The sequence below is a fragment of the Blattabacterium cuenoti genome (assembly GCF_014252115.1).
GTDB classification, from domain to species: domain Bacteria; phylum Bacteroidota; class Bacteroidia; order Flavobacteriales; family Blattabacteriaceae; genus Blattabacterium; species Blattabacterium cuenoti_AK.
Genome location: NZ_CP059211.1, coordinates 227152 through 251545 on the forward strand (window position 1 = coordinate 227152; position 24394 = coordinate 251545).

The window sequence follows — 24394 nt, forward strand, 5'->3', positions numbered from 1 at the left end:
TATATGATAGAAAATAAATTTCTGAGAATCAAAAAATTAATTCCAAAAAATGTAAAAATTCTAGCAGTTTCTAAAAATCAAGATATTTATTCCATAAAAAAATTATATAAAATAGGACATAGAGATTTTGGAGAAAATTATATTCAAGAAATGTTATACAAATATAAAAAATTACCTAAAGATATCCGATGGCATATGATTGGGAGAATACAAAGTAATAAATTAAAATATATAATATCTTTTATTTATTTAATTCATAGTGTTCAAAATATAAAACAAATTAATATAATCAATAAAATAGCATCGAAAAATAATAAAATCATAAACTGTCTTTTACAAATAAAAATTTGTAATAATAAAAATAAATCAGGAATTACTTATCAAGAAGCTTTAAAAATATTGGAAAACGAAACTTTAAAGAAAATGAAAAATGTAAAAATAATAGGAATAATGGGAATGGCATCTTTAAAAGGAGGAAAAAAAATTCATCATGAATTCTCATACTTACGAAGTATATATAATGAATTTAAAAATAAATACGGTCATTATATTCTTTCTATGGGAATGAGTCTAGACTATAATTTAGCGATAGAATATGGAAGTACAATTGTTCGATTAGGTACTATAATTTTTGGATATCGAAAAAAACTATCTAATTCTATCTAATAGATTTTATATATTTTTTTATGTTTTTTTTCAGTTCATTTTTATTCAATGATAATGATTGAATAAAAGAACTCCCGATAATCCCTCCATTAGCATATTGACAAGACAAGTCAAAAGTTTTTTTATCTTTAATTCCAAAACCGATCAATTTTGGAATGGTGATCGATAATTTATTAATACGTTTAAAAAATGATATCTGCTCCTCTCCAAAGGAATTTACGTTTCCTGTAGTAGAAGTAGAAGAGACTATATATAAAAATCCATTACTAATTTGACTTAACATAAATATTCTGGAAGAATTTGTTTTTGGAGTAATTAAAAATATCATAGATAATAAATATTCTTTAAATAGGTCCTGGTATTCATGCAAGAAAATATCAACTGGAAGATCCGGTAATATTAATCCGGAAACACCTGATTTTTTACATTTTTTTAAAAATTTTTTTGATCCAAACTGATAAAATTGATTATAATACCCCATGAGAATAATAGGTATTTTTATTTTTTCTTTAAATCTTTCTATTTGATCAAATAATAATGAAATACTTACTCCATTATTTAATGAAATTTGATTACTTTTTTGAATAATTTCTCCATCCGCTAAAGGATCAGAATAAGGGATTCCTATTTCAATCAAATCTACAGAAAGATCTTGCAAAACCTTGATAATTTCTGTTGTACTATTTAAATAAGGATATCCTGCTGTAAAATAAATGCATAATATATCTTTATTTTTTTTTTTAAATAAATTATGTATTCTATTCATCATTTGATGATTTAGTAAAAAATTTATCATAAACATTAATATCTTTATCCCCTCTTCCAGATAAAATCACAATTACTACATCTTTTTTTCGAAATGAAATTTTTTTTAATGCAGCTAATGCATGAGCACTTTCTAAAGCAGGAATAATTCCTTCTGATTTAGTTAGTTCATATCCTGCTTGTAAAGCTTCTTCATCTGTAGAATATAAAAATTTTACACGTTTTTTTACAAAAAGATTAGAAAACATAGGACCGATACCTGGGTAGTCTAATCCAGGAGATATAGAGTAAGCAGGAAGAATTTGACCGTCTTGATTTTGTAAAATAAAAGTCATACTTCCATGTAATATTCCCTTAGATCCACAATGAATAGATGCAGCTGTTTTTTTAGTTTTAACACCTAAACCTGCTGCTTCTACAGCTATAAGCTTAACAGAATTATCATCTAAAAAATGATAAAAAGACCCTGCAGCATTACTTCCTCCACCTATGCAAGCTACTATATAATTAGGAGAAGAAAATCCTTCTATTTTTTTTAATTGTATCTTTATTTCTTCACTGATAACGGATTGTATATCTGCAACCATTTGAGGATAAGGATGAGGTCCTACTGCAGAACCTATTAGATAATAACTGCTTGGATGATTAATCCAATAACGAATGGCTTCATTAACAGCATCTTTTAACGTTTTATCTCCACTAAAAACTGGAATCACTTTAGCTCCAAGAGATTTCATTCTGATAACATTACTATACTGACGTTGTATATCTGTTTCGCCCATAAAAATAATACATTCTAAATTCATTAATGCACAAACAGTAGCTGTTGCGACTCCATGTTGTCCAGCTCCTGTTTCAGCTACAATTTTTCTTTTTTCTAATTTTTTAGCTAATAAAACTTGACCTATAGCATTGTTAATTTTGTGAGATCCTGTATGATTAAGATCCTCTCTTTTAAGATAAATTTTAGCGTTATATTTGTCAGAATATTTTTTGCAAAAAAATAGAGGTGTAGGTCTTCCTACATAATTTTTTAATAATTCTTTATACAGTTTTTGATATTCGTAACTTATAATAAGTTTTTTGTATCTGCATCGTAGTTCTGTTATATTATGATTTAACATTTCAGGAATAAAAGAACCTCCAAATTCTCCATAAAATCCATTATCATCAACAAAATATTTCATAATTCTCTTATTTTTTTTATAAAGGTATTTAACTTGACGTCGTCTTTTTTTCCTGGAAATACTTCAAATTTACTGTTAAGATCGATTCCAAACATTTTCGAATGAAAAAAATTTTTAATTTTATTAAAATCTTGTATTCCAACACCTCCACTTAGAAAAAATGGAACTTCAAAAGTGTATTCATTAAGTTTATTCCAACAAAATTTACACCCACTACCTCCATAATAAATTGTATCACTATCAAATAAAAAATAATAACAAAAAGGAATATAATCTATAATATTTTGAAAAGAAAAAAAATTATTTATTCTAAAACTTTTAATTAACTTTGATCCTTTCTTGAATAATCTCTCACAATAAGAAGGACTTTCTTCTCCATGTAATTGAATAAAATCTAGTTTATTTTTATTTTTTATTTTTAATATGTTTTCTTCTGATTCGTTAACAAAAACGCCTGTTTTTAATATTTCTTTCCTAAGATTTGGAACCATAAAATCAAAACCTACAAACCTAGGAGAATTAGGATAAAATATAAAACCTATAAAATCAGGAAATAAATTAGAAATTTCTTGTATGTCAAATTTCATTCCACATATTTTTATTTTTAATGATCTATATTTCATAATTGATCAATTGATTTTATTTAATTTTTTTGATAAAGATTTTATAAAATCTTTGCAAGAGATTCCAGGATTTTTTTTTTTCATAAAAAATTCTCCAATTAGAAAACCTTTAAATCCTTGTTTTTTTAATTCTAATATATAATTAATATCGTCGATTCCACTTTCTGCAACTTTTATGTAATTATTAGAAATTTTCGAAGATAATCTAAAACAATTGTTATGATCTATAACAAAAGTGTGCAAATCTCGATTATTAATTCCTACAATATCTAAATTATCCGTTATTTTATTTATTTCGAATTCATCATGAATTTCAATAATAATTTCTAAACCAATACTTTTTGCAACTTTTGAAAAGTTATATATTTGATTTTTAGAAAGAATACTAGCAATCAATAAAATTACATCTGCTCCCATAGATTTAGATTCGATAATTTGATATTCATCAATAATAAAATCTTTTCTTAAGATAGGGATAGAAACTATAGATCGTGATTTTTCCAAATTTTCATTTTTACCAGAAAAAAAATTCTGATCTGTAAGAATAGATATTCCACTAACTCCTGCTAATTCATAATCTTTAATTACTTTCTCTATTGAGACCGCCTTATTTATAACTCCTTTAGATGGAGATTTACATTTAAATTCTGCAATGATACCTGTATGACTATTTCTTATATTTTTTACGAGAGAAAAAGTTTTTCTTTCAAAAGAAAGACTTTTTTCCAGTTTTTTGATAGGATATCTAATTTTATTATTAGATACTTCTTTTTGTTTTACGAAAACAATTTTTTCAAGAATATTCATAAACTTAATAATTTTTTTAGAATATTCTTTGCTTGTCCACTTTTTAATGAACGTTTTGCTTTATCATAATTATTTTCAAAAGTATCTTGATTTAACAAACATAATGCAAATGTGGCATTTATTAAAACAACTTTATTTTGAGATAAAGTTCCATCTCCAGATAAAACACTCATAAATATACGAATATTTTCTTCTGTATTTTTTCCTCCTTTTAGTTCATTTGGATTTATTTTAATTGTTTTTTCTCCTATTTCTAATTCTTCTATAGAATAATGTCGTACTCCTTTTGGAGAATAATATTTGATATCACTAGTGAGTGTTATTTCATCATAACCATCTAAACTATGAATAATAGCATAATTGTTTTTTGTATTTTGATACATATAGTAATATGTTCTTGCTAATTCTAAATTATTAACTCCTAACAATTGATTTTTGGGTTTACCAGGATTTAATAGTGGACCAAGTGTATTAAAAATAGTTTTAACTCCTAATTCCTTTCTTATTACAGATAGAGTTTTCAATACAGGATGAAATATGGGAGCATGTAAATAACAAATTCCTACTTTATCCAATTGATTTTTCAAATTTTCTTCATTGTTAGTAAAATTGTATCCTAATCCTTTTAATATATTTGAAGACCCACTAATAGAGGAAGAACTAAAACTTCCATGTTTAATCACTTTTTCCCCTGTTCCTGCTACTATAAAACATGCCAAAGTAGAAATATTAAAAGTATTTTTTCCATCTCCGCCTGTTCCTACTATATCAATAGCATTAAATTCTGTAAGATTTATTTTGATGGATAATTCCATCATAGCCTGTCTAAAACCTCTTATTTCTTCTAAAGTAGGATATCTCATATTGTATATAGTAGCTATAGCTATAGTTTGTGTTTTATTAACATTACCTTTTGATAATTCTATAAAAAAATTTTTAGCTTCTTGTTTTGTCAATGTTTGTTCTAAAAAAAGATTTTCTAATATTTTATTCATAATTAATTTAAATTCAACCAATTATCTATAATCTTTTCTCCATATGGAGTTAAAATAGATTCTGGATGAAATTGTACTCCACGTACATCATAACATTTATGACGTAAAGCCATAATTTCTCCTCTATCTCCAATTGCTGTAATTTTAAGTTCTTCAGGAAAATTATTTTGGGATATAATCCAAGAATGATAACGACCTACTTGAATTTTTTTAGGTAATTGTTCAAATAAAATTTCTTTTGGATCTATTATTTCGATTATGCTAGATATTCCATGATAAACTTTTTTTGTGTTCAGAAGTGTAGCTCCAAAAACTTCTCCTATGGCTTGTTGACCTAAACAAACTCCAAAAATACTTTTAGTAGAAGCAAAGGTTTTCACTAAAGGTTTTAAAATATGTGCTTCATCGGGTATTCCAGGTCCTGGAGAAAGAATAATCTTATTATATTTTTCTATATCAGAGAGTTTAATTTCATTATTTCTAGATACTTGTATAGGATTTTTTGTTAATTTCTTTACAGCATGAACAAGATTATAAGTAAAAGAATCATAATTATCCAAAATTAGTATTTTATTCATCATAATACTTTATCATATATTTTTAGCTAATTCTATAGCTTTAAATAAGGCCATAAGTTTGTTATTTACTTCTTCTAATTCTTTCTCCTCTTTAGAATCAGAAACAATTCCTGCTCCAGCTTGAAAAAATAGAATGTTATTTTTACTTATAAAAGAACGAATAATTATGGCTGTATTAATACAAGAATTATTTAATCCAAAAAAACCAATTGCGCCTCCATATATTCCTCTATGTTGATTTTCAATTTTATCAATTAATTCCATAGCTTTGTACTTAGGGGCTCCAGAAAGAGTTCCTGCAGGAAAAGTATCTCCAAATACTTTTATAAGTGGTATGTTTTTTTCTAGCTTTCCGGATACTTTAGATACCATGTGTAATACGTGAGAAAATACTTGGATTTCTTTAAATTCTTCTACTTTTACATTGTAAGAATTTTTACTAAGATCATTTCTCGCTAAATCTACTAACATAACATGTTCTGCATTTTCTTTTGGATTATTTTCAAGATTTTCGGATAGTTGTTTGTCTTTATTTTTATCTCCTGATCTTCGCATTGTTCCTGCTATTGGGTTAATATAGGCAACTTGTTTATTGATAATAAGCTGTGATTCAGGTGATGAACCAAATAATTTATAATTTCCATAATCGAAATAAAAAAGATATGGCGAAGGGTTTATGAATCGCAAAGCACGATATACATTAAATTCATCTCCTATAAATTTTTGTTGAAACTGACGGGATAATACAATTTGAAAAACATCTCCACGTAAACAAGCTTTTATTCCTATAGATACCATTTTTTTATATTCTACATCTGTTACATTTGAATGACGGATTCCTACAGATTTAAATGGAAAAGATGGAAAATTTTTCTTTTTAATCAATTTAATCAACTGATTGATATTTGTCTTTTTTTCATTTTTATTGTTATAAAACTGATGTTCAATTACATATATTTCATGCTGAAAATGATGAAACACAATCAAGTTTTTATAAAATCCAAATCGTATTTTTGGAAGATCATATATTTTTTTAATTGGAGCATGAAATTGAATTTTTTCAAAATATTGAATACTATCATAAGATATATATCCATATAAACCTGAATAAGAAATGGTTATATTTTCATTTTCAAATTTTTTAAAAAAGTCTTCAATTAAAATTTGTATATCTAATTTATCATTTATAAAAATATGTTTATGAACACAATTAGGATATGATATTCGTAGTACATTTTGATCTAAAATAAGTTCAGAAATTGGATCAATACAAATAATAGAAGAATTACTTTTGAAAATTTGATAATCAGAATATTCTAATAATAATGTATTAGGAAAAATATCTCTTAATTTTAAATATAATTCTATTGGTGTAACACTATCAGCAAAAATTTTTTTCTGAATAGTTCTAAAATTAAATTTAAACATGGTTTATGGTGTTTTGAATGATAAAAAAAAGGCCGTCATAAAGACAAGCCTCAAAATATTGTTATACAACAACATTTAACTTAATTATTATAAATATAAAATTGAAGAGTTCTTTTTTAGAAATGACATTTACATTATGCAAATATAAATAAATTTTTCCTATTTATGGATTTTAATTATAAATATTGTAATTCATAATTTAGTTATATGAAAATATTCATTTCTATTTTATTCCTTTTTGGATCTCAAAGTATGGAAAAAAAGATGATAAACTTCCATTTTAATGAAAATCAAATAAAAATGTTTGATAATGAAAATCAAATAAAAATGTTTGATAATGAAAATCAAATAAAAATGTTTGATAATGAAAATATAAGATTTTATCATCCTACTTATCAGGATTATAAATTTTGGACAGAAGAAAAAAATCGAAAGAGAACTTTTATAGAAAATGATTTTTCTATAAAAAAATATCATTCTCACAATTTTTTTAAAAATGATAATATTGGATTATTGTTTATTGGTGGTAAAGATTTACTTATCTCTAATATAAATGAAGAAATAACAAAAGAAAATTTTAATGAAAATATGCCTAAAAAAATGCATTTTTTTAATGATATTTTTTTTTACCGTGAAAAAATTAAATATTTTGATGTCAAAACTCCTATTTCAGAAATTTTTTATATAAATGATTTTTTAAAAAAAGAAAAAACGTTGGGTGGTTTATTTTCACAAAATTTTTATGAAAACACTAATTATTCTATAGAGTATAGAAATTTTCATTCAGAATCAGAAAATGAGACTGAAAAAAGTAAAAATTTAATTTTAAATACTTTTAATTATCAAGATCAAAATGATTATAATTACAAATTATGGGGTCATCATATTTATCAAAAATTTGATGTAAAAGATAAAGAAGAAATTCCCAATCTAAAATGGAAGGATTGCAAAAACATCTTATTTTATCATAAAAAATTAATTCATAATAGATTTTATATAAACTTTATTAAAAAAATCTCTTCTTTAAAAGAAAAGAACAAATCATTTTTATTAAAAAACTATGTGGAATACGAAAAATATTCTATATTTCAAGATTTACAAAAAGAAAAAATTAAACATTCTTATTTAAGAAATGGTTTATTTTTGATTCTAAATCATAGAAAGATTAATTTAGAAATAGGATCTATATTCGATAGAATATATTATCAAATATTTAATAATAGTATTTATAAAAATAAGAATATAAATAATTTATCAATACAAACTAAAATTCATTATCCTATTAACAATTTTTTTGAATTTTATTCAAATGGAAAATGGATTGTAGATAATAATATTAAAAAACCTTTTTTTAATGGAAATATCATATTGAATACATTTCTATTTCCAAAATTTAGGATTTCAACTCAATTAAGCATTGACAAAAATGATTATGGTTTTTACAATAATTTTATTCCTATTTATATTTTAAAAAAAAACCAAGATTATTATAATAATAAACAAAAAAATATTCTGTCCTTTAATCGGAAAGAAACAATAAATTTTTCTTTAAATTCTCATGAAGAAAAATATTATCTTTCTTTTTATGTATCTAGATTAAATCATTTATTTCAAGATCAAGAACAAGAAACGGAAAAATTATCATCTCGTAAGCATGTTCAATTATATGGATTTAAAATTAAAACTACATATGATATATGGAAATTTCAAATAAATAATATTTTTCTGTATCATAAATATGACTCAAATCCATTAGTTTTTTCTGCTCCCAGTTTTTTATATAGAAATACGATCTTTTACAAAGATAATTACTTTCATGATGCTTTATTTATACAAACAGGTTTTTCTTTTCATTATTTCAACAATTTTTATTACAAAAAAATTTATTATCCTTTCGATTTTCAAACTTTTTCTTCTAAAAAAGAATGTGTTTCTATTAATGAAATTGGAGGGACCCCTTTTATAAATTATTTTTTTAATTTTAAAATAAACAGAACTATACTCTATTTCAGTATAGAAAATATAGGATTTTATAATGTTTACAATTCTCATGATAATAATTTATTCATTAAAACTGGTTTATTATGGAATCTTTTTACTTAAGATTGAAAAAATCAGTATATAAAAAAAAATGTAATTTTGTTTATCAAAAGTTAATAAAAATGAAAAATTTTTTTTATTTTTTTTTGATAATATCATTATTTTCTTTCCATTTACACTCACAAGAGAATAAAAAAAAAGAAGAAAATGTCATTGAATATATTAAAAAGTATGCTGTCTTTGCTATTGAAGAAATGGAAAAATTTGGAATACCAGCTAGTATTAAATTAGGTCAAGGTATTTTGGAATCTTCTAGTGGAAATAGTTCTTTATCAAAATCTACAAATAATCATTTTGGAATCAAATGTGGAAAGAATTGGATAGGAGATGTTTATTATCATGATGATGATCTTCCAAAAGAATGTTTTCGAAAGTATAATTCCGTACAAGAATCTTTTCATGATCATTCTAAATTTTTGAAACAACCACGTTATTCAAAATTATTTCATCTTCAAAAAGATGATTATCAAGCCTGGGCTTTAGAATTAAAAAAAGCAGGTTATGCTACATCCCTAAATTATGCAAATTTATTAATTGATCAAATAGAAAAGTATTATTTATGGAAATTTGATCAAAATTCTTCTTATAGTATAGAAAAAAGAATTAATCAATACTTGGATTTTATAAGAAAAAACAATAAAAATTATTTGTTCAGGATATTTAATAAAAAATTACATTTTTTTTATAAAATTTTTATTTACATAAAAAGAAAATTGAACAACATGAAAATGAATCATCCTAATTAAATGAAAAATTTAAAAGTTATTAAAAAAAAATATGAATCCTAATAATTTAAAATATAGTAAAAATCATGAATGGATAAGTATACCCAATGATAAAAATCAAGCTTGTATAGGTATTACTCATTTTGCTCAAAATGAGTTAGGAGACATTGTTTATTTGGATATAGAAGATTCCATAATAGGAAATAAAATTAAAATAGAAAACTCATTTGGGACAATAGAAGCAGTAAAAACTGTTTCAGATTTGTTTATGCCTGTTTCAGGTAGCGTTCTTGAAATTAATAAAAAATTATTATCTAAACCAGAATTAATTAACAAAAGTTCTTATAAAGAAGGATGGATTATTCGTATAGAAATTATAGACATTGAAGAATATGATAAATTAATGTCTTCAAAAGAATATCAAAAATATATACAGGAATCCAACTAAGAGTTGGTTTATTATAACATGATTACATGAAAAAATATATGTACTTACATCATTAAGATATGAAAATATGAAAACAAAGAATATTTTTGATTTTCTTGATAATGAAAAGATTGCAGATAAAATAATTGATTTTAATCATAAAAATATTACTACAGTCCGTTTTTTAATTCCTTCTATTTATTGTAGTTCTTGTATTTTTATTTTGGAAAACCTACCAAACATAAATAAAAATATTTTGAATTCTACTGTTGATTTTTCTAGTAAACAGGTTTGGATAACATTTAATAATGTTAAACTTAAGTTAAGTGATATAGCTAAATTTCTTGATAACATAGGATATAAACCATCTGTTAATTTTGAATCTCTAGAAAATAGAAGAAATAATTTCAATTTATTTGGAAGAGAATTAATAGGAAAACTAGCTATTTATTTTTTCTGTTTTGGAAATATTATGCTTTTAGCTATTCCAGAATATTTTGGCGCTAAACAAGAAGATGTATGGTTCGTAAAAAACCGGAGTTTTTTCCATTATTTAATGTTAATTTTATCTTTTCCTGTAGGAATATTTTCTTTTTCTGATCATATCAGACATGCTTTTTTAGGATTAAAAAAAAATGTTATAAATATGAATGTCCCAATTTCTGTTGGAATATTAGTTCTTTTTTTATGGAGTTGTTATGAAGTTTTTTTTGATTTAGGTCCTGGTTATTTTGATAGCCTTTCTAGTTTTTCATTATTTCTACTTATGAGTAGAATATTTCAAATACATACTCATAATAAAATTTTATCTTTTAACAAAAATTATAAATCTTTTTATCCAGCTTTAATAACGAAAGTATATAGCAATGGAAAAGAAGAAAAAATTTTGCTTTCTTCTTTAAAAAAAGAAGATATGATTTTGATCAAAAATGAGGAAATTATTCCTTCTGATTCTGTACTAATAAAAGGAAATGCTATATTAGATAATAGTTTTATTACAGGAGAATCTTATTTGATTAATAAAAAAATAGGAGAACGAATTTATGCTGGTTCTAAACAAAGGGGAGAAGCTATCGTTATAAAAGTAATTAAAAATGTGGATCATAGTTATTTAAGTCTGTTGTGGAATAAGAGTAAATCAAATATGGGATTTCATAAAAAATTGTTTGATTTAAATTCTATATCTACTAAATTTAGTCAGTATTTTACTCCTACAGTTTTGATAATTTCCCTTATAACTGGAATATATTGGTCGTTTAATAATGATGTTTCAAAAGTTTTTCAAACAATTTTTTCCGTTTTGATTATTACTTGTCCTTGTGCTTTAGTTCTTTCCACTCCATTAATTTTTGGAAATATTATACGTTTCTTTTCCAAGAAAGGTTTTTATGTAAAAGATATTTTTACAATGGAAAGGATTTCTTCAGTTAAAACTTTGATTTTTGATAAAACTGGAACAATAACAGATCTCAATAAAGAGAAAATATTTTTTGTGGGAAATATGAAAAATGAAGAAAAAAAAATTATTGCTTCTTTATTGAAACATTCAAGTCATCCTTTAAGCCAAAAAATATTATCAGAATTGTCCATAAAAAATTTCTATTTTATAGAAAATTTTAAAGAAATTTTAGGTAAAGGAGTAGAAGGTTTTATAAAAAAAAACATACCGGTTAAGATCGGATCTAAAAAATATTTAGGAATTACAGAAAATAAAAATGAAATAAACCAAACAACAGTTTTTATTTCTATAAATAATCAATTGATAGGTTATTTTTTATTTAGAAATTATTATCGTGAGGGAATAGAAAAAATGTTTCGAGATTTAAAAGAATACAAAATTCTTATTCTTTCTGGAGATCAAAATGATTTAGAAAAAAAATATTTAAAATCAATCTTACCAAGAGATAGTAAAGTTTATTTTAACCAAAGTCCAGAAGATAAATTAAATCATGTTAAAAAATTACAAAAAAAAGGAGAAAAAATTATGATGTTTGGAGATGGAATTAACGATTGTGCTGCATTGAATCAAAGTGAAGTCGGAGTTGCTATATCCGAAAATCCAACTACTTTTTTTCCAAATTGTGATGCTTTTATGCAATCTAATTGTTTGAATCAAATTTTTTTATTTTTGAAAATATCCAAAATTTCTACAAAATTAGTATTTTTCAATTTTATGATTAGTTTATTTTATAACATTATAGGAATTTTTTTTGCAATAACTGGAAATTTAAAACCTCTTATAGCTGCTATTTTAATGCCTTTAAGTTCTTTTTCTGTTATTTTTTTTTCTCTTATATCTACTTGGATTATTTCACGAAAATTGACATTTTAATTTTTTTATGGATATATTAATTATTATGATATTATCTAGTATTTCTTTGGGAGCATTTTTTCTTATATTTTTTTTAATTGGTCTTTATTCTGGACAATTTGATGATTATGAATCTCCCAGTGTAAGAATTTTAATTGATGATTTTGAAAAAAATTAAATTTTTGGATGAAATTAAAAACATATTATTATAATAACAGTATAGTAAAAGCTTTTTTATATGCTACGATATTTTGGGCACTTGTTGGATTTTTAGCTGGATTATTTATAGCTTTATTATTATTTTCTCCTGAAATTCCTGAACTTATTTTTGGAGAAAATCTGAAAAATTCTCAGGGAATCATAGGGTTTGGGAGATGGAGAATGTTACATACAAGTACTGCTATTTTTGCTTTTGTAGGAAATATTATTTTCACTGGTTATTATTATTCTTTACAACGTCTATTGAAAACTAGAATTTTTAGTGATCTTCTCAGTTGGATTCATTTTTGGGGATGGCAAATATTTATTATTTCTACTTGGATTACTTTTTTATTAGGAATTAATACAAGTAAAGAATATGCTGAACATGAATGGCCCATAGATATAGGAGTGTTTTTTATTTGGATTATTTATGGAATTAATATAATTGGCAGTATTCTGAAAAGAAAAATTAAACATTTATATGTTAGTGTTTGGTTTTTATTAGGAACATGGGTAGCCGTAGGTATGTTACATGTATTTAACAATCTTGAATTACCTATATCTCTTTTATCTTTCAAAAGTTATTCTATATATGCTGGAGTACAAGACGCTTTAATGCAATGGTGGTATGGTCATAATGCAGTAGCATTCATTTTAACTACACCTATATTGGGTTTAATGTATTATTTTGTTCCAAAAGCATCTAATCAACCCATTTTTTCTTATAAACTTTCTATTATACATTTTTGGTCATTGATATTTATATACATTTGGGCCGGACCTCATCATTTGATGTATACATCTCTTCCTAATTGGGCTCAAATGTTGGGTACTATTTTTTCAATTATGTTGATTGCGCCTTCTTGGGGTGGAATGTTAAATGGTTTACTTACTTTAAGAGGTGCTTGGAATCAAATGAAAACGAACCCTATTTTAAAATTTTTTGTAGTCGGAATTACTTGTTATGGGATGGCTACTTTTGAAGGACCTATGTTAGCAACTAAAACTCTAAATTCTATAGGACATTTTACAGATTGGGTTATTGCTCATGTTCATTTAGGAACTTTAGGATGGAATGGTTTTATGGCTTTTGGAATCATATACTGGTTAACTCAGAAAATATGGAACACAAAATTATATTCCATACTATTGGTAAATATTCATTTTTGGTTTGGTGTTTTAGGGATTATTTTATACATTTTTCCTATGTATTTTGGATCTGTTATACAATCTGGTATGTGGAAAAAATTCAATCCTGATGGAACTTTAGTTTATAAAAATTTCTTAGATTCTGTTTTATCTATTATACCATTTTATAAAATTAGATTTTTAGGTGGAATTATTTATTTTTTGGGTTTCATTCTAATGATTTATAATATTTTTAGAACAATTAAACAAGGTTATTCATTAAATAATGAAGAATTCAAGTGTGATCCATTTTATGGTAATACAGATACAAAAAATAAGAGTGAAACATTTCATGGGTGGTTAGAAAAAAAACCAATACAATTTACAATTCTTTCTTTTGTAGCAATAGCTATTGGAGGTTTTATTGAAATTATTCCTACTTTAGTAATCAAGTCTAATGTCCCTACTATTCATAATATCAAACCTTATAAAGCCTTAGAATTAGAAGGAAGAGATTTATTTGTTAGAGAAGGATGCAATGCTTGTCACAGTGCTCAAGTTCGTCCGTTTAGAGATGAAGTTGTTCGTTATGGAGAATATTCTAAAGCTGGAGAATTTGTATATGACCATCCATTTCTTTGGGGTTCTAAAAGAACAGGTCCGGATTTAGCTAGAGAAGGAGGAAAAAATCCTAATTCTTGGCATTTCAATCATATGTACAATCCTCGTTCTACTTCTCCTGGATCTATTATGCCGAGGTATCCTTGGTTGATTTATAACAAATTGGATAGATCCAATACAGATAAAAAAATAAAAGCAATGATAAAATTAGGTGTTCCATATACTTTAAAATATATAAAAAATGTAAATCAAGATATGGATCACCAAGCAAATCAAATCGTACATGATATTTATAAAGAATATCCCAGTTTAAAAAAAGAAATAGAAAAACAAAAAAAAATAGAAAAAGAAAAATTTATCCCATTAGAAGAAAGAGAAATTATAGCTCTTATTGCTTATTTACAAAGATTAGGTACAGATATAAAATCTTAATAAAAAAAAAGAAAAATAATGATAAGTTTTTTAAAACAATACTTTACAGGAGAAAAAAATATAGGTATTTTTCAATCTATTATGTTGATTTTATTTTTATTATCATTTTTTTTTGTAATATTTTTTGTGTTTTCAAGATCTAATAAATATTATCGTAAAATAAGTTTGATTCCTTTAGAAAGAAATAAAAGGTTATGAGATCTAAAATTCCTTCTTTTATTATGATTCCTTCTTTTTTATCTGTTATTATATTTATGCTTTATGTATTTTTTGTAAGTTATAATCACATATCTTATTTAGTACATCCTGTTACTATATTTTTTGTTAGTATAACTACGATATTATTGTATATTTTAGAATCTATTAATAATTTAATTTTTAGAAAAAAATTACAATCTTTTTCAAAAGAAGAAAGGAAAAAAATTTTTGAAGAAAATGAAGGGAATTATTTTTATAGGCTTTACAAATTTATATTTTACGATTATAAAAGGATGACTCATAATGAAGTTAAAAAAATAGATCATGGATTTGATGGAATTATAGAATTGGATAATAAATTACCTATGTGGTGGATCCATCTTTTTTATTTAACAATTGTTTTTTCCGCAATTTATTTTTTTTCTTATTTGTTAATAGATTACTCTAATCCTTACAAAGAATATGATATAGCTTATAAAAATCAATTAAAAGAAATTGAGATTTTTGAAAAAAACAGTCCACAAGTAACTATAGAAAATGCTTCTTTTAAAGAAAATTTAATCAATAGTGGAAAAATTCTTTTTGATGAAAATTGTGCTACTTGTCATCAATCGGATGGAAGTGGAAATATAGGGCCTAATTTAACAGATGATTACTGGATTAATAAAAAAGAAAAGGATTTATTCAAAAATATATATTCTGTAATATGGAATGGAAGTGTCAATAATCCAACTATGCGTGCTTTTGGTAAATCAGGAGAAATTAAAGGAAATGATATTGAAAAAATATCCAGTTATGTTTATTTTATAAATAAAAAATCTAAAAAACCTTTAGCAGGGAAAGCTCCTCAAGGAATAAAAATAACAAAATGGAGTAAAATGTAATTTATTTATTTTTTTGTAAAAAAAATTTTTATTATGAAAATAAAGTTCAGTTGGGATATTGGAATTATGTTATCTTTATTTATTTTTATTACCTTTATTATTTACATTACTTTTTTTTTTCCACATGTAGGAAGTCAACTTATGACAGATAGATATTATGAAGAAGAAATGAAATATCAAGAAATTATAAATGAGAAAAAGAATACGTCAGAACTTCCTGTAGAAATAAAAGTTTTTATTTTTTATTCTGGAATTGAGATAATATTTCCTCCTGTTAACAATAATATTTCTGGTTTTTTTACTTTACTTAGATTTTCTTCTAAAGATTTGGATTTTTCGCAATCTTTTGAAATATCAAAATCTTCCAAAAAGATATTATTGATTCCTAAAAAATTTTTAAAAAAAGGACACTATAGGCTTATAATCAGATGGAAAACAAATAAAAAATATTTTTTTGAAAAAGATTTATTTTGGAATAAATAAATATTTTTTTTGTTTTCAAAATTTTAATTTTATTAAATATAATGAGAAAAAATATAAGTAATCTTCGAAAAGAATCTTTAAGTTATCATAGTCAGTTTCCTTCTGGAAAAATACAAATTACCCCTACAAAAAAATATAGTAGTCAAAGAGACTTATCTCTTGCTTATTCACCTGGAGTCGCTGAACCTTGTAAAGAAATTGCTCGTTCTTCTATAGAAGTGTATAAATACACATCTAAAGGAAATCTTGTAGCAGTGATAACTAATGGATCCGCTGTATTAGGTCTTGGTGACATTGGAGCATTAGCTTCTAAACCTGTAATGGAAGGTAAAGCTCTTTTATTCAAAATATTTTCAGGTATTGATGTTTTTGATATAGAAATAAATGAATCGGATCCAGAAAAATTTATAGAAACAGTCAAAGCAATTTCTCCTACTTTTGGTGGAATTAACTTAGAAGATATAAAAGCGCCAGAAGCTTTTGAAATAGAAAGAAGACTTAAAAAAGAACTTAATATTCCTGTTATGCATGATGATCAGCATGGAACAGCTATTATTTCTGGTGCTGCATTGCTCAATGCGACCACTTATGTAGGAAAAAAGATTAATGAAATTAAAATGATAGTTAATGGAGCTGGAGCTGCAGCTATTTCTTGTGCAAGAACATATAAAAAACTTGGAGTTAAACCTGAAAATATTCTCATGTTTGATAGTAAGGGGTTATTGCATATTTCGAGGAAAGATCTAAATAAAGAAAAAAAAGAATTTTCCGTAAATATTTATCCAATTAAAAAATTGGAACAAGCTATTAATGGAGTGGATGTTTTTATAGGTTTATCTATAGGAGGAGTACTCACACCTAGCATGTTAAAAAGTATGGCAAAAGATCCTATTGTGTTTGCTATGGCTAACCCTGATCCAGAAATAGATTATAACTTAGCTATTAAAGCACGTCCAGATGTTATTATGGCTACAGGAAGAAGTGATTATCCAAACCAGGTGAATAATGTGTTAGGATTCCCTTATATATTCAGAGGAGCGTTAGATGTCCATGCTAATGTTATAAATGATGAAATGAAACTTGCGGCAGTATATGCTATATCTTCTTTAGCAAAAGAACCTGTTCCAGAACAGGTAAATATTGTTTACAATAAAAAAAATCTTTCTTTTGGAAAAGAATATATTATTCCAAAACCTTTTGATAATCGTTTAATTACTCGTGTTTCTCCTGCTGTAGCAAAAGCGGCAATGGATTCTGGTGTAGCAAGAAATCCTATTTTAGACTGGAAAAAATATCAAGAAAAACTACTCGATAGAATGGGATATGAAAGTAAAATGCTTCGAATGATTCAAAATAGAGCACGTACAAATCCTAAAAAAGTTATTTTTTGTAATGGAGAAGAATATGATATTTTAAAATCTGTTCAAATTCTTCGCGAAGAAGGCATTATATCTGTTCCCATAGTATTAGGAAATGAAAATCGTATTAAACGTTTAATTAATGAAAATAATTTAGATATTGAATTGGAAATTGTAGATCCAGAAAAAGAAGAAAATATAGAAAAAGTAGAAAATTTTGCCAAAATTCTTTGGAAAAGAAGGAATAGAAAAGGTTTAACTTTATATGATTCGAAAATCCGTATGCGAACCAATGATCATTTTGGAGCTATGATGGTGGATCAAGAAAAAGCAGATGCTGTTATTACGGGGTATTCTAGGAGTTTTTCATTAAGTTTACGTCCTATGTTAGAAGTAATAGGTAAAGCTGATTTTGTTCACAAAACGGCAGGAATGATGATTTTATTAACAAAACGTGGGCCTTTATTTTTAGCAGATACAGCTGTTATTCCGGATCCTACAAGTAAAGAATTAGCTAGAATAGCCATAATGGCTGCTAACGTAGTTAAAAAGTTTGATATTGAACCACGTATAGCTATGTTGTCTTTTCAAAACTTTTCATCTAATTCAAAAACATCTTCCAAAGTTTCTCAAACAGTATCTTTTTTACATAAAAAATATCCAAACTTGATAGTAGATGGAGAAGTACAACCTGATTTTGCTTTAAATGAATTTTTACTATCTAGTAAATTTCCTTTTTCTAAACTTGTTAAAAAAAGAGCAAATATTTTTATTTTTCCAAATTTAGAATCAGGAAATTTAACTTATAAATTTATTAGAGGATTAGGAGATGTTCAAACTATAGGTCCTGTTATGTTAGGAATGCGTAAACCAGCACATGTTATGCAAATGCAATCAAGTATAGAAGAAATAGTTAATTTAGCTACTTTAGCTGTGATAGACGCACAAATTAGACATAATTGAAAATATGTGTTTTGAAAAACACTTTTTTTCCGAAAAGAATTCGGACTTTTTTCTTGAAAAAAAAGGGAATAGGACTAGACGTATAAAAAATAGGAAATTTATTATAGGTAGGATATAAACATAACAATTTTTTTTCACTTAATTTTTCTTTTATTTCTTTCACTACTATTTTTTGTATATCAATTAAATGAACTTCTCCATGATAAAAATTTTCTATCTCTTTCTTCAAGAATAAATAATGAGTACAAGCCAATAATATTGCGTCTATTGATCTTAGACGATTTAAATAATTTTTTACGATAGAATTTATTTTTTTTATTTCCCACCCATTTTCTATAATAGGTGCTAATAAAGGTGTAGGTATTTGAACCACATCTAAATGATGATAATGTTTTTTTATCTTTTTTGTATAATAATTTGAATGTATAGTAGCAGGTGTAGCAATTATTCCTATTCTTTTATAAGAAAGAAAAATTGTATTTTTTGCTACAGGATCTATGACATTAAATATTAATATTTTTCTATGAAATTTTTTTTGAATTAGATCCAAAGCATTAGATGCAATAGAATTGCATGCTATAACTAAAGCTTTACATTTTTTTTTATAAAGAAAAGAAGCGATATTTATTGAATTACCTCTAATAAACTCTTTAGATTTTTCTCCGTAAGGCATATTTTTTGTGTCACCAAAATAAATAAAATCTTCATTTGGCATCTGAATTTTCATTTCTTTAGCTATAAGAAGGCCGCCAATTCCAGAATCGAATATTCCTATCGGAGATAATGGACTTATTCCCATATTCTATCATATTCAAATTAAAAAGAAAAGAAATTTTAAATACAGATAAAAATAAAAAAAACCAATATTATTATGGATATTCTAATGAATAGAATGTAAAACGAATTTTATTTTGTATAAAAATTTTGATAATCAATGAAAATATATCTTACCTTATCCATGCGCATCCATGATAAAAAAATTATTTTAATTTAATTTTTTAGTCAATTTTTTTTTCAATCTAGCAGCTTTATTCATATGTATAATATTTTTTTTCGACAGTTTATCTATCATGGAAACAACAATAGAATATTGTTTTTTATTTTTTCTATCTACTAAAAACTTTTTTATAGCTGTCTTAGTACTTTTATACACATACTTGTTACGCAAACGTCTAGTACGATTCTGTCTGATTCTTTTAAAGGAAGATAAATGATTTGCCATAATAAATAAAAATGATTATAGCCCATAGGGGAATCGAACCCCTCTTTCCAGGATGAAAACCTGACGTCCTAACCAATAGACGAATGGGCCAATAAAAATAATTTATTGTCACAAATTAAATTTTTTTTATATTTAATACAAGTATTTTGTTTAGATTTATCAATCTATTTGTTTTGTTCTTATTTTATTTTTACTCATAAAAATTGTACGGTTATTACGATTTTTTAAAATAAAAAAAAGTCTGTTATAAGTTATAAAATTATTTTATTTCTTATTTTTTATTATTCCATTTCGTTATATGGGAATGTGAAATATAATAAAAAATATGAAAAAATTTATTTCAGAAAAAAAAATCTATATAATAGAAAAAATAATTCAAAAAATTATTTTGAATTTTTCAATCAAAAACTGTTTTCTAAAGAACAAATAGAATCTATCATAAAAAAAGCTAAAAATTACATGTTTACTCCGTATAGATATGGAGGTACTAATAAATATGGATTAGATTGCTCTGCATTCATAAAAAATATTTTTTCTTGTTATCATATATTTTTACCGCGTATTTCTTCTAATCAAGCTAAAATAGGTACTTTTGTACCTAAAGATAAAATAGAAAAAGGAGACTTATTATTTTTTTCAACAAAACTAAATAAAAAAATAAACCACGTAGGAATGGTAGTACACATCAGCAATCGTAAGATATTTTTTATTCACGCGTCTACATCCAGTGGTATAATTATATCTCAATTATATCAAAAATATTGGAATCATAGATTTATCATGGCAAGAAGAATTCTTCTTTATTCTTCATAAGAATCAATTAAGAATTCTAAAGATTTTAAGTCATTCCAAAAATTAGGATATGATTTTTCTACAACATTAGGGTCTTCTATTTCTAGAAAATCATAACATAATCCAAATGTAGAAAAAGACATTGCCATTCTGTGATCTTGATAAGTCTTAATCTTGATAACAGAACTTATTTTTTTTCTATAAAAATCTGTTATTTCTAAACTAGAATTCGTAATTGTTATGATCACTCCAAATTTTAAAAGTTCTTCTTTTAATGCTTGTAATCTATCTGTTTCTTTGATTTTCAATGTTTCTAATCCTTTTAAACTACATTTTATACCAATTGCCGCGCAAGTTACAACAATAGTTTGAGCAATGTCTGGTGTTTTATTTAAATCCAATTCAATAAATTTTGGAAATACAAAATTTGATTTTTTCTTTAATATTATTGTATTTTTATCAAAAATAGTAGAAACCCCAAAATGTTTATCATATATAAAATAGACTTCTTTATCTCCTTGCAAACTAGTACTTTTGTATGAACGTAAAATAATATGGCTTTTTTTTGAAACAGTTGCCATAGAATAATAGTAAGAAGCAGAACTCCAATCTGATTCTACATAAAAATATTTTTTATCTTTATTCTTTACTGGATAAATATGGATAATTCTTCCTTTCCAATCAGCTTTTATTCCGGCCAAAACTAGTAAATCAAAAGTCATTTTTATATACGGAATAGATGTAATGTTTTCTTTGAGAAAGATTTTTAAACCCATTTTAAACTGACTGGCTATTAACATAAGAGAACTTATATACTGACTACTAACCTTTGCATTCATATCTATTTCACCTCCTAAAATTTTTTTTCCAAAAATTTGTATTGGAGGAAACCCTTCTTTTTCCAAATAATCAATTTTTGATCCTAGCTTTCTTAAAGCTTCTACGAGAATAAAAATAGGTCTTTCTTTCATTCTATTTGATCCTGTTAATATCACTTTTTTTCCCTCTTGTATAGAAAAATAAGAAGTTAAAAAACGCATAGCAGTTCCAGCATGATGAATATCTAATATATCTGAAGAATTAATCAAACTTTTTTTTAATATCTCTGTATCTTCACAATTAGAAATATTTTCAATTTGAATATCATCTTTGTAAATAGCTTTTAAAATTAAAAGACGATTAGATATACTTTTAGAACCTGTTATAGATATGGAACCATATAAGAAATTTCTTTTTTTTTTATAAATTCTGATGTAAGAAGACATATTTCATTTTAATTTTTTATTTTTATGATGCCTATTATGGTCTCTTATTTCCTTTTTTTTCAATTTCTTATGAAAAGATTCTTCCAAATTAATTCCAGTTTGATTTGCTAAACAAATTATGATAAATAATACATCTGATAATTCTTCTCCAAGATCTTCATTTTCTTTTTCTTTTTCTTTACCATTTTTTTTCGATTGTTCCCCATAATTTCTAGCAATAATTCTAGAAACTTCACCAACTTCTTCAGATAAAAGAATTGTGTTAGTTAAAATACTAAAATAACGAATTCCATGATTGATTATCCACTTATGAACTAATTTTTGTAAATTTTTTATTTCCAAGATTTATTTTTTATTTTTTTTCTAATAACAAATTGTACGTGATTGATAATAGAATTACGATTAATATTGTATTTTTCTAATAGTTCCATAGGTTTACCACTTTCTCCAAAAGTATCATTAACAGCCACTAAACTATGAATAACGGAATATTTTTCATTATGAATATGGGTAGTTAATACTCTGGCAATACTTTCTCCTAACCCCCCCCAATAATTGTGTTCTTCTGCACTAACAATACATTTTGTTTTCTTAACAGATTTCAAAATTGTATTATCATCTAAAGGTTTAATTGTATGAACATTAATCACTTCACATTCTATTCCATTTTTTTCATATAAAATTCTAGCCGCTTCTAAAGACTCCCATACTAAATGTCCTGTACTAACAATAGTAACATCTTTTCCTTCTGTTAGAGTTATTGCTTTTCCTATTTCAAATATTTGATTTTCATCTGTAAAGTTAGCTACAGCAGGACGACCAAAACGTAAATATACTGGACCTAAGTAATTAGATATTGCTAAAGTAGCTGCATAAGTCTGATTATAATCACAAGTATTAATAACAGTCATACCAGGTAACATTTTCATCATTCCTATATCTTCTAAGCTTTGGTGTGTTGCTCCATCTTCTCCTAAAGTTAGACCGGAATGAGAAGCGCATATTTTGACATTTTTGTAAGAATAAGCAATTGACTGACGTATTTGGTCATAAACACGAGATGTTGCAAAATTAGCAAATGTTCCAGTAAATGGAATATATTGACCAATGCTAAGTCCTGCAGCTATCCCAATCATATTGGCTTCCGCTATTCCTATTTGAAAAAATCTTTCAGGAAACTCTTTAGAAAACTGATCCATAAATAAAGAAGTTGTCAAATCCGCACATAATGCGACTACTTTATGATTTGTTTTCCCTAAAAAAGTTAAAGCTTTTCCAAACCCCGCTCTAGTTTCTTTTATTCCTTTATTTTTATATTGTTTCATAATCTTTTCTCTAATCTCTAAATTCCTATTCTAAATTCCTAATTATATTATAATGGATAATCTCCTAAAGAAGTTTCAGGAAGTTGGGAAAGAGCTTTCTTCAATTCTTCTGTATTAGGGTATTTACCATGCCATTTATTATTTCCGACCATAAAGTTTACACCATATCCCATTTGGGTATATAAAATGATTAAAATAGGTTTTCCTTTTCCAATTTGTTTCTTGGCCTGATTCAAAACATTAATTACTTTTTCAATATTGTTTCCTTCTAATTCTTCTATAACTTTCCAATCAAAAGACTCAAACTTTTTTTTCAAATTACCTAAAGGTAACACTTCATCTGTACTTCCATCTATTTGTTGTCCGTTATAATCTATAGTAGCAATATAATTATCTATTTTTCTAGAACCTGCATATAAAACAGCTTCCCAAATTTGTCCTTCATTTAACTCTCCATCTCCATGTAAACTATAAATAATACTACTAAATTCTTTACTCAATTTTTTTGATAAAGCAGCACCAATAGATACAGACATTCCTTGACCTAAGGATCCAGAAGAAATTCGTATTCCGGGAAGTCCTCCATGTACTGTCGGATGACCTTGTAAACGAGAATTTAATTTTCTAAAAGTAGATAATTCCTTGATTGAAAAGAATCCAGAACGAGCTAATATACTATAATAAACAGGAGATATATGTCCATTAGATAAGAAAAAAAGATCTTCTCCCTTACCATCCATATAAAATTTATTTGGATTATAATGCATAATTTTTTGATATAAAGCTACAAAATACTCTGTACACCCCAAAGATCCACCAGGATGGCCAGATTTAGCATCATTTACCATACGTAAAATGTCTCTTCTTACTTGAATACACAAATTTTTTAAATAACGTACATTCATTTTTT

Annotated in this window: 24 protein-coding genes and 1 tRNA gene; 11 read left to right on the forward strand and 14 right to left on the reverse strand. The window is 25.1% G+C overall.

Going from position 1 to position 24394, the window contains the following annotated elements:
- Window positions 1-3: 3 nt before the first annotated feature.
- Window positions 4-666, forward strand: a complete 663-nt coding sequence (locus H0H44_RS01065; RefSeq protein ID WP_185871831.1) for a YggS family pyridoxal phosphate-dependent enzyme — start codon at window positions 4-6, stop codon at window positions 664-666.
- On the opposite strand, the gene trpA is transcribed toward H0H44_RS01065, so the two are convergent.
- From trpA to H0H44_RS01100, 7 genes are read right to left on the reverse strand one after another with little or no spacing between them, the layout of a single operon-like run.
- A complete protein-coding gene (gene trpA / locus H0H44_RS01070) occupies window positions 659-1432 on the reverse strand; it encodes a tryptophan synthase subunit alpha (protein ID WP_185871936.1) in 774 nt (257 codons plus the stop codon). The two genes, H0H44_RS01065 and trpA, sit on opposite strands and share 8 nt — an antisense overlap.
- A complete protein-coding gene (gene trpB / locus H0H44_RS01075) occupies window positions 1425-2618 on the reverse strand; it encodes a tryptophan synthase subunit beta (RefSeq protein ID WP_185871832.1) in 1194 nt (397 codons plus the stop codon). Before trpB ends, trpA begins: the two co-directional genes overlap by 8 nt.
- Entirely contained in the window at window positions 2615-3241 is a 627-nt protein-coding gene (gene trpF, locus H0H44_RS01080) for a phosphoribosylanthranilate isomerase (RefSeq protein WP_185871833.1), read from the reverse strand. Before trpF ends, trpB begins: the two co-directional genes overlap by 4 nt.
- Before the next feature lie 6 nt (window positions 3242-3247).
- On the reverse strand, window positions 3248-4048 hold the full coding sequence (gene trpC, locus H0H44_RS01085; protein ID WP_185871834.1) for an indole-3-glycerol phosphate synthase TrpC: 801 nt from the start codon (window positions 4046-4048) through the stop codon (window positions 3248-3250).
- Window positions 4045-5043 carry an anthranilate phosphoribosyltransferase gene (gene trpD, locus H0H44_RS01090; RefSeq protein ID WP_185871836.1) on the reverse strand — a complete coding sequence of 333 codons (999 nt, stop codon included), beginning with the start codon at window positions 5041-5043 and terminating at the stop codon, window positions 4045-4047. The genes trpC and trpD overlap by 4 nt, the downstream gene beginning before the upstream one ends.
- 2 nt (window positions 5044-5045) lie before the next feature.
- Window positions 5046-5624 carry an anthranilate synthase component II gene (locus H0H44_RS01095; RefSeq protein ID WP_185871837.1) on the reverse strand — a complete coding sequence of 193 codons (579 nt, stop codon included), beginning with the start codon at window positions 5622-5624 and terminating at the stop codon, window positions 5046-5048.
- Window positions 5625-5633: 9 nt separating this feature from the next.
- Complete coding sequence (locus H0H44_RS01100) at window positions 5634-7049, reverse strand: anthranilate synthase component I family protein (protein ID WP_185871838.1); 1416 nt, start codon at window positions 7047-7049, stop codon at window positions 5634-5636.
- Between the two features lie 207 nt (window positions 7050-7256).
- Between H0H44_RS01100 and H0H44_RS01105 the strand changes: the two genes are divergently transcribed.
- The 9 genes from H0H44_RS01105 (at window position 7257) to H0H44_RS01150 (ending at window position 18880) form a co-directional block, all read left to right on the forward strand.
- Window positions 7257-9152: a putative porin gene (locus H0H44_RS01105; protein WP_185871840.1), complete on the forward strand. Its 1896-nt coding sequence runs from the start codon at window positions 7257-7259 to the stop codon at window positions 9150-9152.
- Between the two features lie 59 nt (window positions 9153-9211).
- Window positions 9212-9895 (forward strand): glycoside hydrolase family 73 protein, encoded by a 684-nt coding sequence (locus H0H44_RS01110; protein ID WP_185871842.1) that lies wholly within the window; start codon window positions 9212-9214, stop codon window positions 9893-9895.
- Window positions 9896-9926: 31 nt separating this feature from the next.
- Window positions 9927-10322: a glycine cleavage system protein GcvH gene (gene gcvH / locus H0H44_RS01115; RefSeq protein ID WP_185871843.1), complete on the forward strand. Its 396-nt coding sequence runs from the start codon at window positions 9927-9929 to the stop codon at window positions 10320-10322.
- A gap of 67 nt (window positions 10323-10389) precedes the next feature.
- Window positions 10390-12633 (forward strand): heavy metal translocating P-type ATPase, encoded by a 2244-nt coding sequence (locus H0H44_RS01120; protein WP_185871844.1) that lies wholly within the window; start codon window positions 10390-10392, stop codon window positions 12631-12633.
- 7 nt (window positions 12634-12640) lie between these two features.
- Entirely contained in the window at window positions 12641-12790 is a 150-nt protein-coding gene (ccoS, locus tag H0H44_RS01125; protein ID WP_185871845.1) for a cbb3-type cytochrome oxidase assembly protein CcoS, read from the forward strand.
- A gap of 8 nt (window positions 12791-12798) precedes the next feature.
- A complete protein-coding gene (ccoN, locus tag H0H44_RS01130) occupies window positions 12799-14994 on the forward strand; it encodes a cytochrome-c oxidase, cbb3-type subunit I (protein WP_185871846.1) in 2196 nt (731 codons plus the stop codon).
- A gap of 194 nt (window positions 14995-15188) precedes the next feature.
- The gene (locus H0H44_RS01140; protein WP_185871848.1) at window positions 15189-16076 is read left to right on the forward strand and encodes a cbb3-type cytochrome c oxidase N-terminal domain-containing protein; all 888 of its coding nucleotides are present in this window, start codon (window positions 15189-15191) and stop codon (window positions 16074-16076) included.
- Window positions 16077-16109: 33 nt separating this feature from the next.
- Window positions 16110-16559 carry a FixH family protein gene (locus tag H0H44_RS01145; RefSeq protein ID WP_185871849.1) on the forward strand — a complete coding sequence of 150 codons (450 nt, stop codon included), beginning with the start codon at window positions 16110-16112 and terminating at the stop codon, window positions 16557-16559.
- Between the two features lie 41 nt (window positions 16560-16600).
- Entirely contained in the window at window positions 16601-18880 is a 2280-nt protein-coding gene (locus H0H44_RS01150; protein WP_185871850.1) for an NADP-dependent malic enzyme, read from the forward strand.
- Here H0H44_RS01150 and murI read toward each other — a convergent pair.
- The 3 genes from murI to H0H44_RS01165 all read right to left on the reverse strand — a co-directional run bounded on the left by murI (window position 18867) and on the right by H0H44_RS01165 (window position 20192).
- Window positions 18867-19679 carry a glutamate racemase gene (murI, locus tag H0H44_RS01155; RefSeq protein ID WP_185871851.1) on the reverse strand — a complete coding sequence of 271 codons (813 nt, stop codon included), beginning with the start codon at window positions 19677-19679 and terminating at the stop codon, window positions 18867-18869. The two genes, H0H44_RS01150 and murI, sit on opposite strands and share 14 nt — an antisense overlap.
- Before the next feature lie 186 nt (window positions 19680-19865).
- Window positions 19866-20102: a 30S ribosomal protein S20 gene (gene rpsT, locus H0H44_RS01160; RefSeq protein ID WP_185871852.1), complete on the reverse strand. Its 237-nt coding sequence runs from the start codon at window positions 20100-20102 to the stop codon at window positions 19866-19868.
- Window positions 20103-20120: 18 nt separating this feature from the next.
- Window positions 20121-20192, reverse strand: a tRNA-Glu gene (locus tag H0H44_RS01165).
- A gap of 216 nt (window positions 20193-20408) precedes the next feature.
- Here H0H44_RS01165 and H0H44_RS01170 point away from each other — a divergent pair.
- Window positions 20409-20915, forward strand: a complete 507-nt coding sequence (locus H0H44_RS01170; protein WP_185871853.1) for a C40 family peptidase — start codon at window positions 20409-20411, stop codon at window positions 20913-20915.
- Here H0H44_RS01170 and H0H44_RS01175 read toward each other — a convergent pair.
- From H0H44_RS01175 to H0H44_RS01190, 4 genes are read right to left on the reverse strand one after another with little or no spacing between them, the layout of a single operon-like run.
- A complete protein-coding gene (locus tag H0H44_RS01175) occupies window positions 20903-22159 on the reverse strand; it encodes a 3-phosphoshikimate 1-carboxyvinyltransferase (RefSeq protein WP_185871854.1) in 1257 nt (418 codons plus the stop codon). The two genes, H0H44_RS01170 and H0H44_RS01175, sit on opposite strands and share 13 nt — an antisense overlap.
- Before the next feature lie 3 nt (window positions 22160-22162).
- Window positions 22163-22501 (reverse strand): nucleotide pyrophosphohydrolase, encoded by a 339-nt coding sequence (locus tag H0H44_RS01180; protein ID WP_185871855.1) that lies wholly within the window; start codon window positions 22499-22501, stop codon window positions 22163-22165.
- Window positions 22492-23484, reverse strand: coding sequence for a transketolase family protein (locus tag H0H44_RS01185; RefSeq protein ID WP_185871856.1), 993 nt, complete (start codon window positions 23482-23484; stop codon window positions 22492-22494). Before H0H44_RS01185 ends, H0H44_RS01180 begins: the two co-directional genes overlap by 10 nt.
- 47 nt (window positions 23485-23531) lie before the next feature.
- Window positions 23532-24389, reverse strand: a complete 858-nt coding sequence (locus H0H44_RS01190; protein ID WP_185871857.1) for a transketolase — start codon at window positions 24387-24389, stop codon at window positions 23532-23534.
- Window positions 24390-24394: the final 5 nt, after the last annotated feature.

What these genes read in the sequence shown, in the direction of transcription:
- ccoS (WP_185871845.1), top strand. Translation starts at nt 12,641, where the DNA reads ATGGATATATTAATTATTATGATATTATCTAGTATTTCTTTGGGAGCA.
- H0H44_RS01175 (WP_185871854.1), bottom strand. Translation starts at nt 22,159, where the DNA reads ATGTCTTCTTACATCAGAATTTATAAAAAAAAAAGAAATTTCTTATAT.
- H0H44_RS01095 (WP_185871837.1), bottom strand. Translation starts at nt 5,624, where the DNA reads ATGATGAATAAAATACTAATTTTGGATAATTATGATTCTTTTACTTAT.
- H0H44_RS01105 (WP_185871840.1), top strand. Translation starts at nt 7,257, where the DNA reads ATGAAAATATTCATTTCTATTTTATTCCTTTTTGGATCTCAAAGTATG.
- H0H44_RS01065 (WP_185871831.1), top strand. Translation starts at nt 4, where the DNA reads ATGATAGAAAATAAATTTCTGAGAATCAAAAAATTAATTCCAAAAAAT.
- H0H44_RS01110 (WP_185871842.1), top strand. Translation starts at nt 9,212, where the DNA reads ATGAAAAATTTTTTTTATTTTTTTTTGATAATATCATTATTTTCTTTC.
- trpA (WP_185871936.1), bottom strand. Translation starts at nt 1,432, where the DNA reads ATGAATAGAATACATAATTTATTTAAAAAAAAAAATAAAGATATATTA.
- trpB (WP_185871832.1), bottom strand. Translation starts at nt 2,618, where the DNA reads ATGAAATATTTTGTTGATGATAATGGATTTTATGGAGAATTTGGAGGT.
- H0H44_RS01190 (WP_185871857.1), bottom strand. Translation starts at nt 24,389, where the DNA reads ATGAATGTACGTTATTTAAAAAATTTGTGTATTCAAGTAAGAAGAGAC.
- trpC (WP_185871834.1), bottom strand. Translation starts at nt 4,048, where the DNA reads ATGAATATTCTTGAAAAAATTGTTTTCGTAAAACAAAAAGAAGTATCT.
- H0H44_RS01100 (WP_185871838.1), bottom strand. Translation starts at nt 7,049, where the DNA reads ATGTTTAAATTTAATTTTAGAACTATTCAGAAAAAAATTTTTGCTGAT.
- rpsT (WP_185871852.1), bottom strand. Translation starts at nt 20,102, where the DNA reads ATGGCAAATCATTTATCTTCCTTTAAAAGAATCAGACAGAATCGTACT.
- H0H44_RS01120 (WP_185871844.1), top strand. Translation starts at nt 10,390, where the DNA reads ATGAAAACAAAGAATATTTTTGATTTTCTTGATAATGAAAAGATTGCA.
- H0H44_RS01140 (WP_185871848.1), top strand. Translation starts at nt 15,189, where the DNA reads ATGAGATCTAAAATTCCTTCTTTTATTATGATTCCTTCTTTTTTATCT.
- H0H44_RS01145 (WP_185871849.1), top strand. Translation starts at nt 16,110, where the DNA reads ATGAAAATAAAGTTCAGTTGGGATATTGGAATTATGTTATCTTTATTT.
- ccoN (WP_185871846.1), top strand. Translation starts at nt 12,799, where the DNA reads ATGAAATTAAAAACATATTATTATAATAACAGTATAGTAAAAGCTTTT.
- gcvH (WP_185871843.1), top strand. Translation starts at nt 9,927, where the DNA reads ATGAATCCTAATAATTTAAAATATAGTAAAAATCATGAATGGATAAGT.
- trpD (WP_185871836.1), bottom strand. Translation starts at nt 5,043, where the DNA reads ATGAATAAAATATTAGAAAATCTTTTTTTAGAACAAACATTGACAAAA.
- H0H44_RS01150 (WP_185871850.1), top strand. Translation starts at nt 16,601, where the DNA reads ATGAGAAAAAATATAAGTAATCTTCGAAAAGAATCTTTAAGTTATCAT.
- trpF (WP_185871833.1), bottom strand. Translation starts at nt 3,241, where the DNA reads ATGAAATATAGATCATTAAAAATAAAAATATGTGGAATGAAATTTGAC.
- murI (WP_185871851.1), bottom strand. Translation starts at nt 19,679, where the DNA reads ATGGGAATAAGTCCATTATCTCCGATAGGAATATTCGATTCTGGAATT.
- H0H44_RS01185 (WP_185871856.1), bottom strand. Translation starts at nt 23,484, where the DNA reads ATGAAACAATATAAAAATAAAGGAATAAAAGAAACTAGAGCGGGGTTT.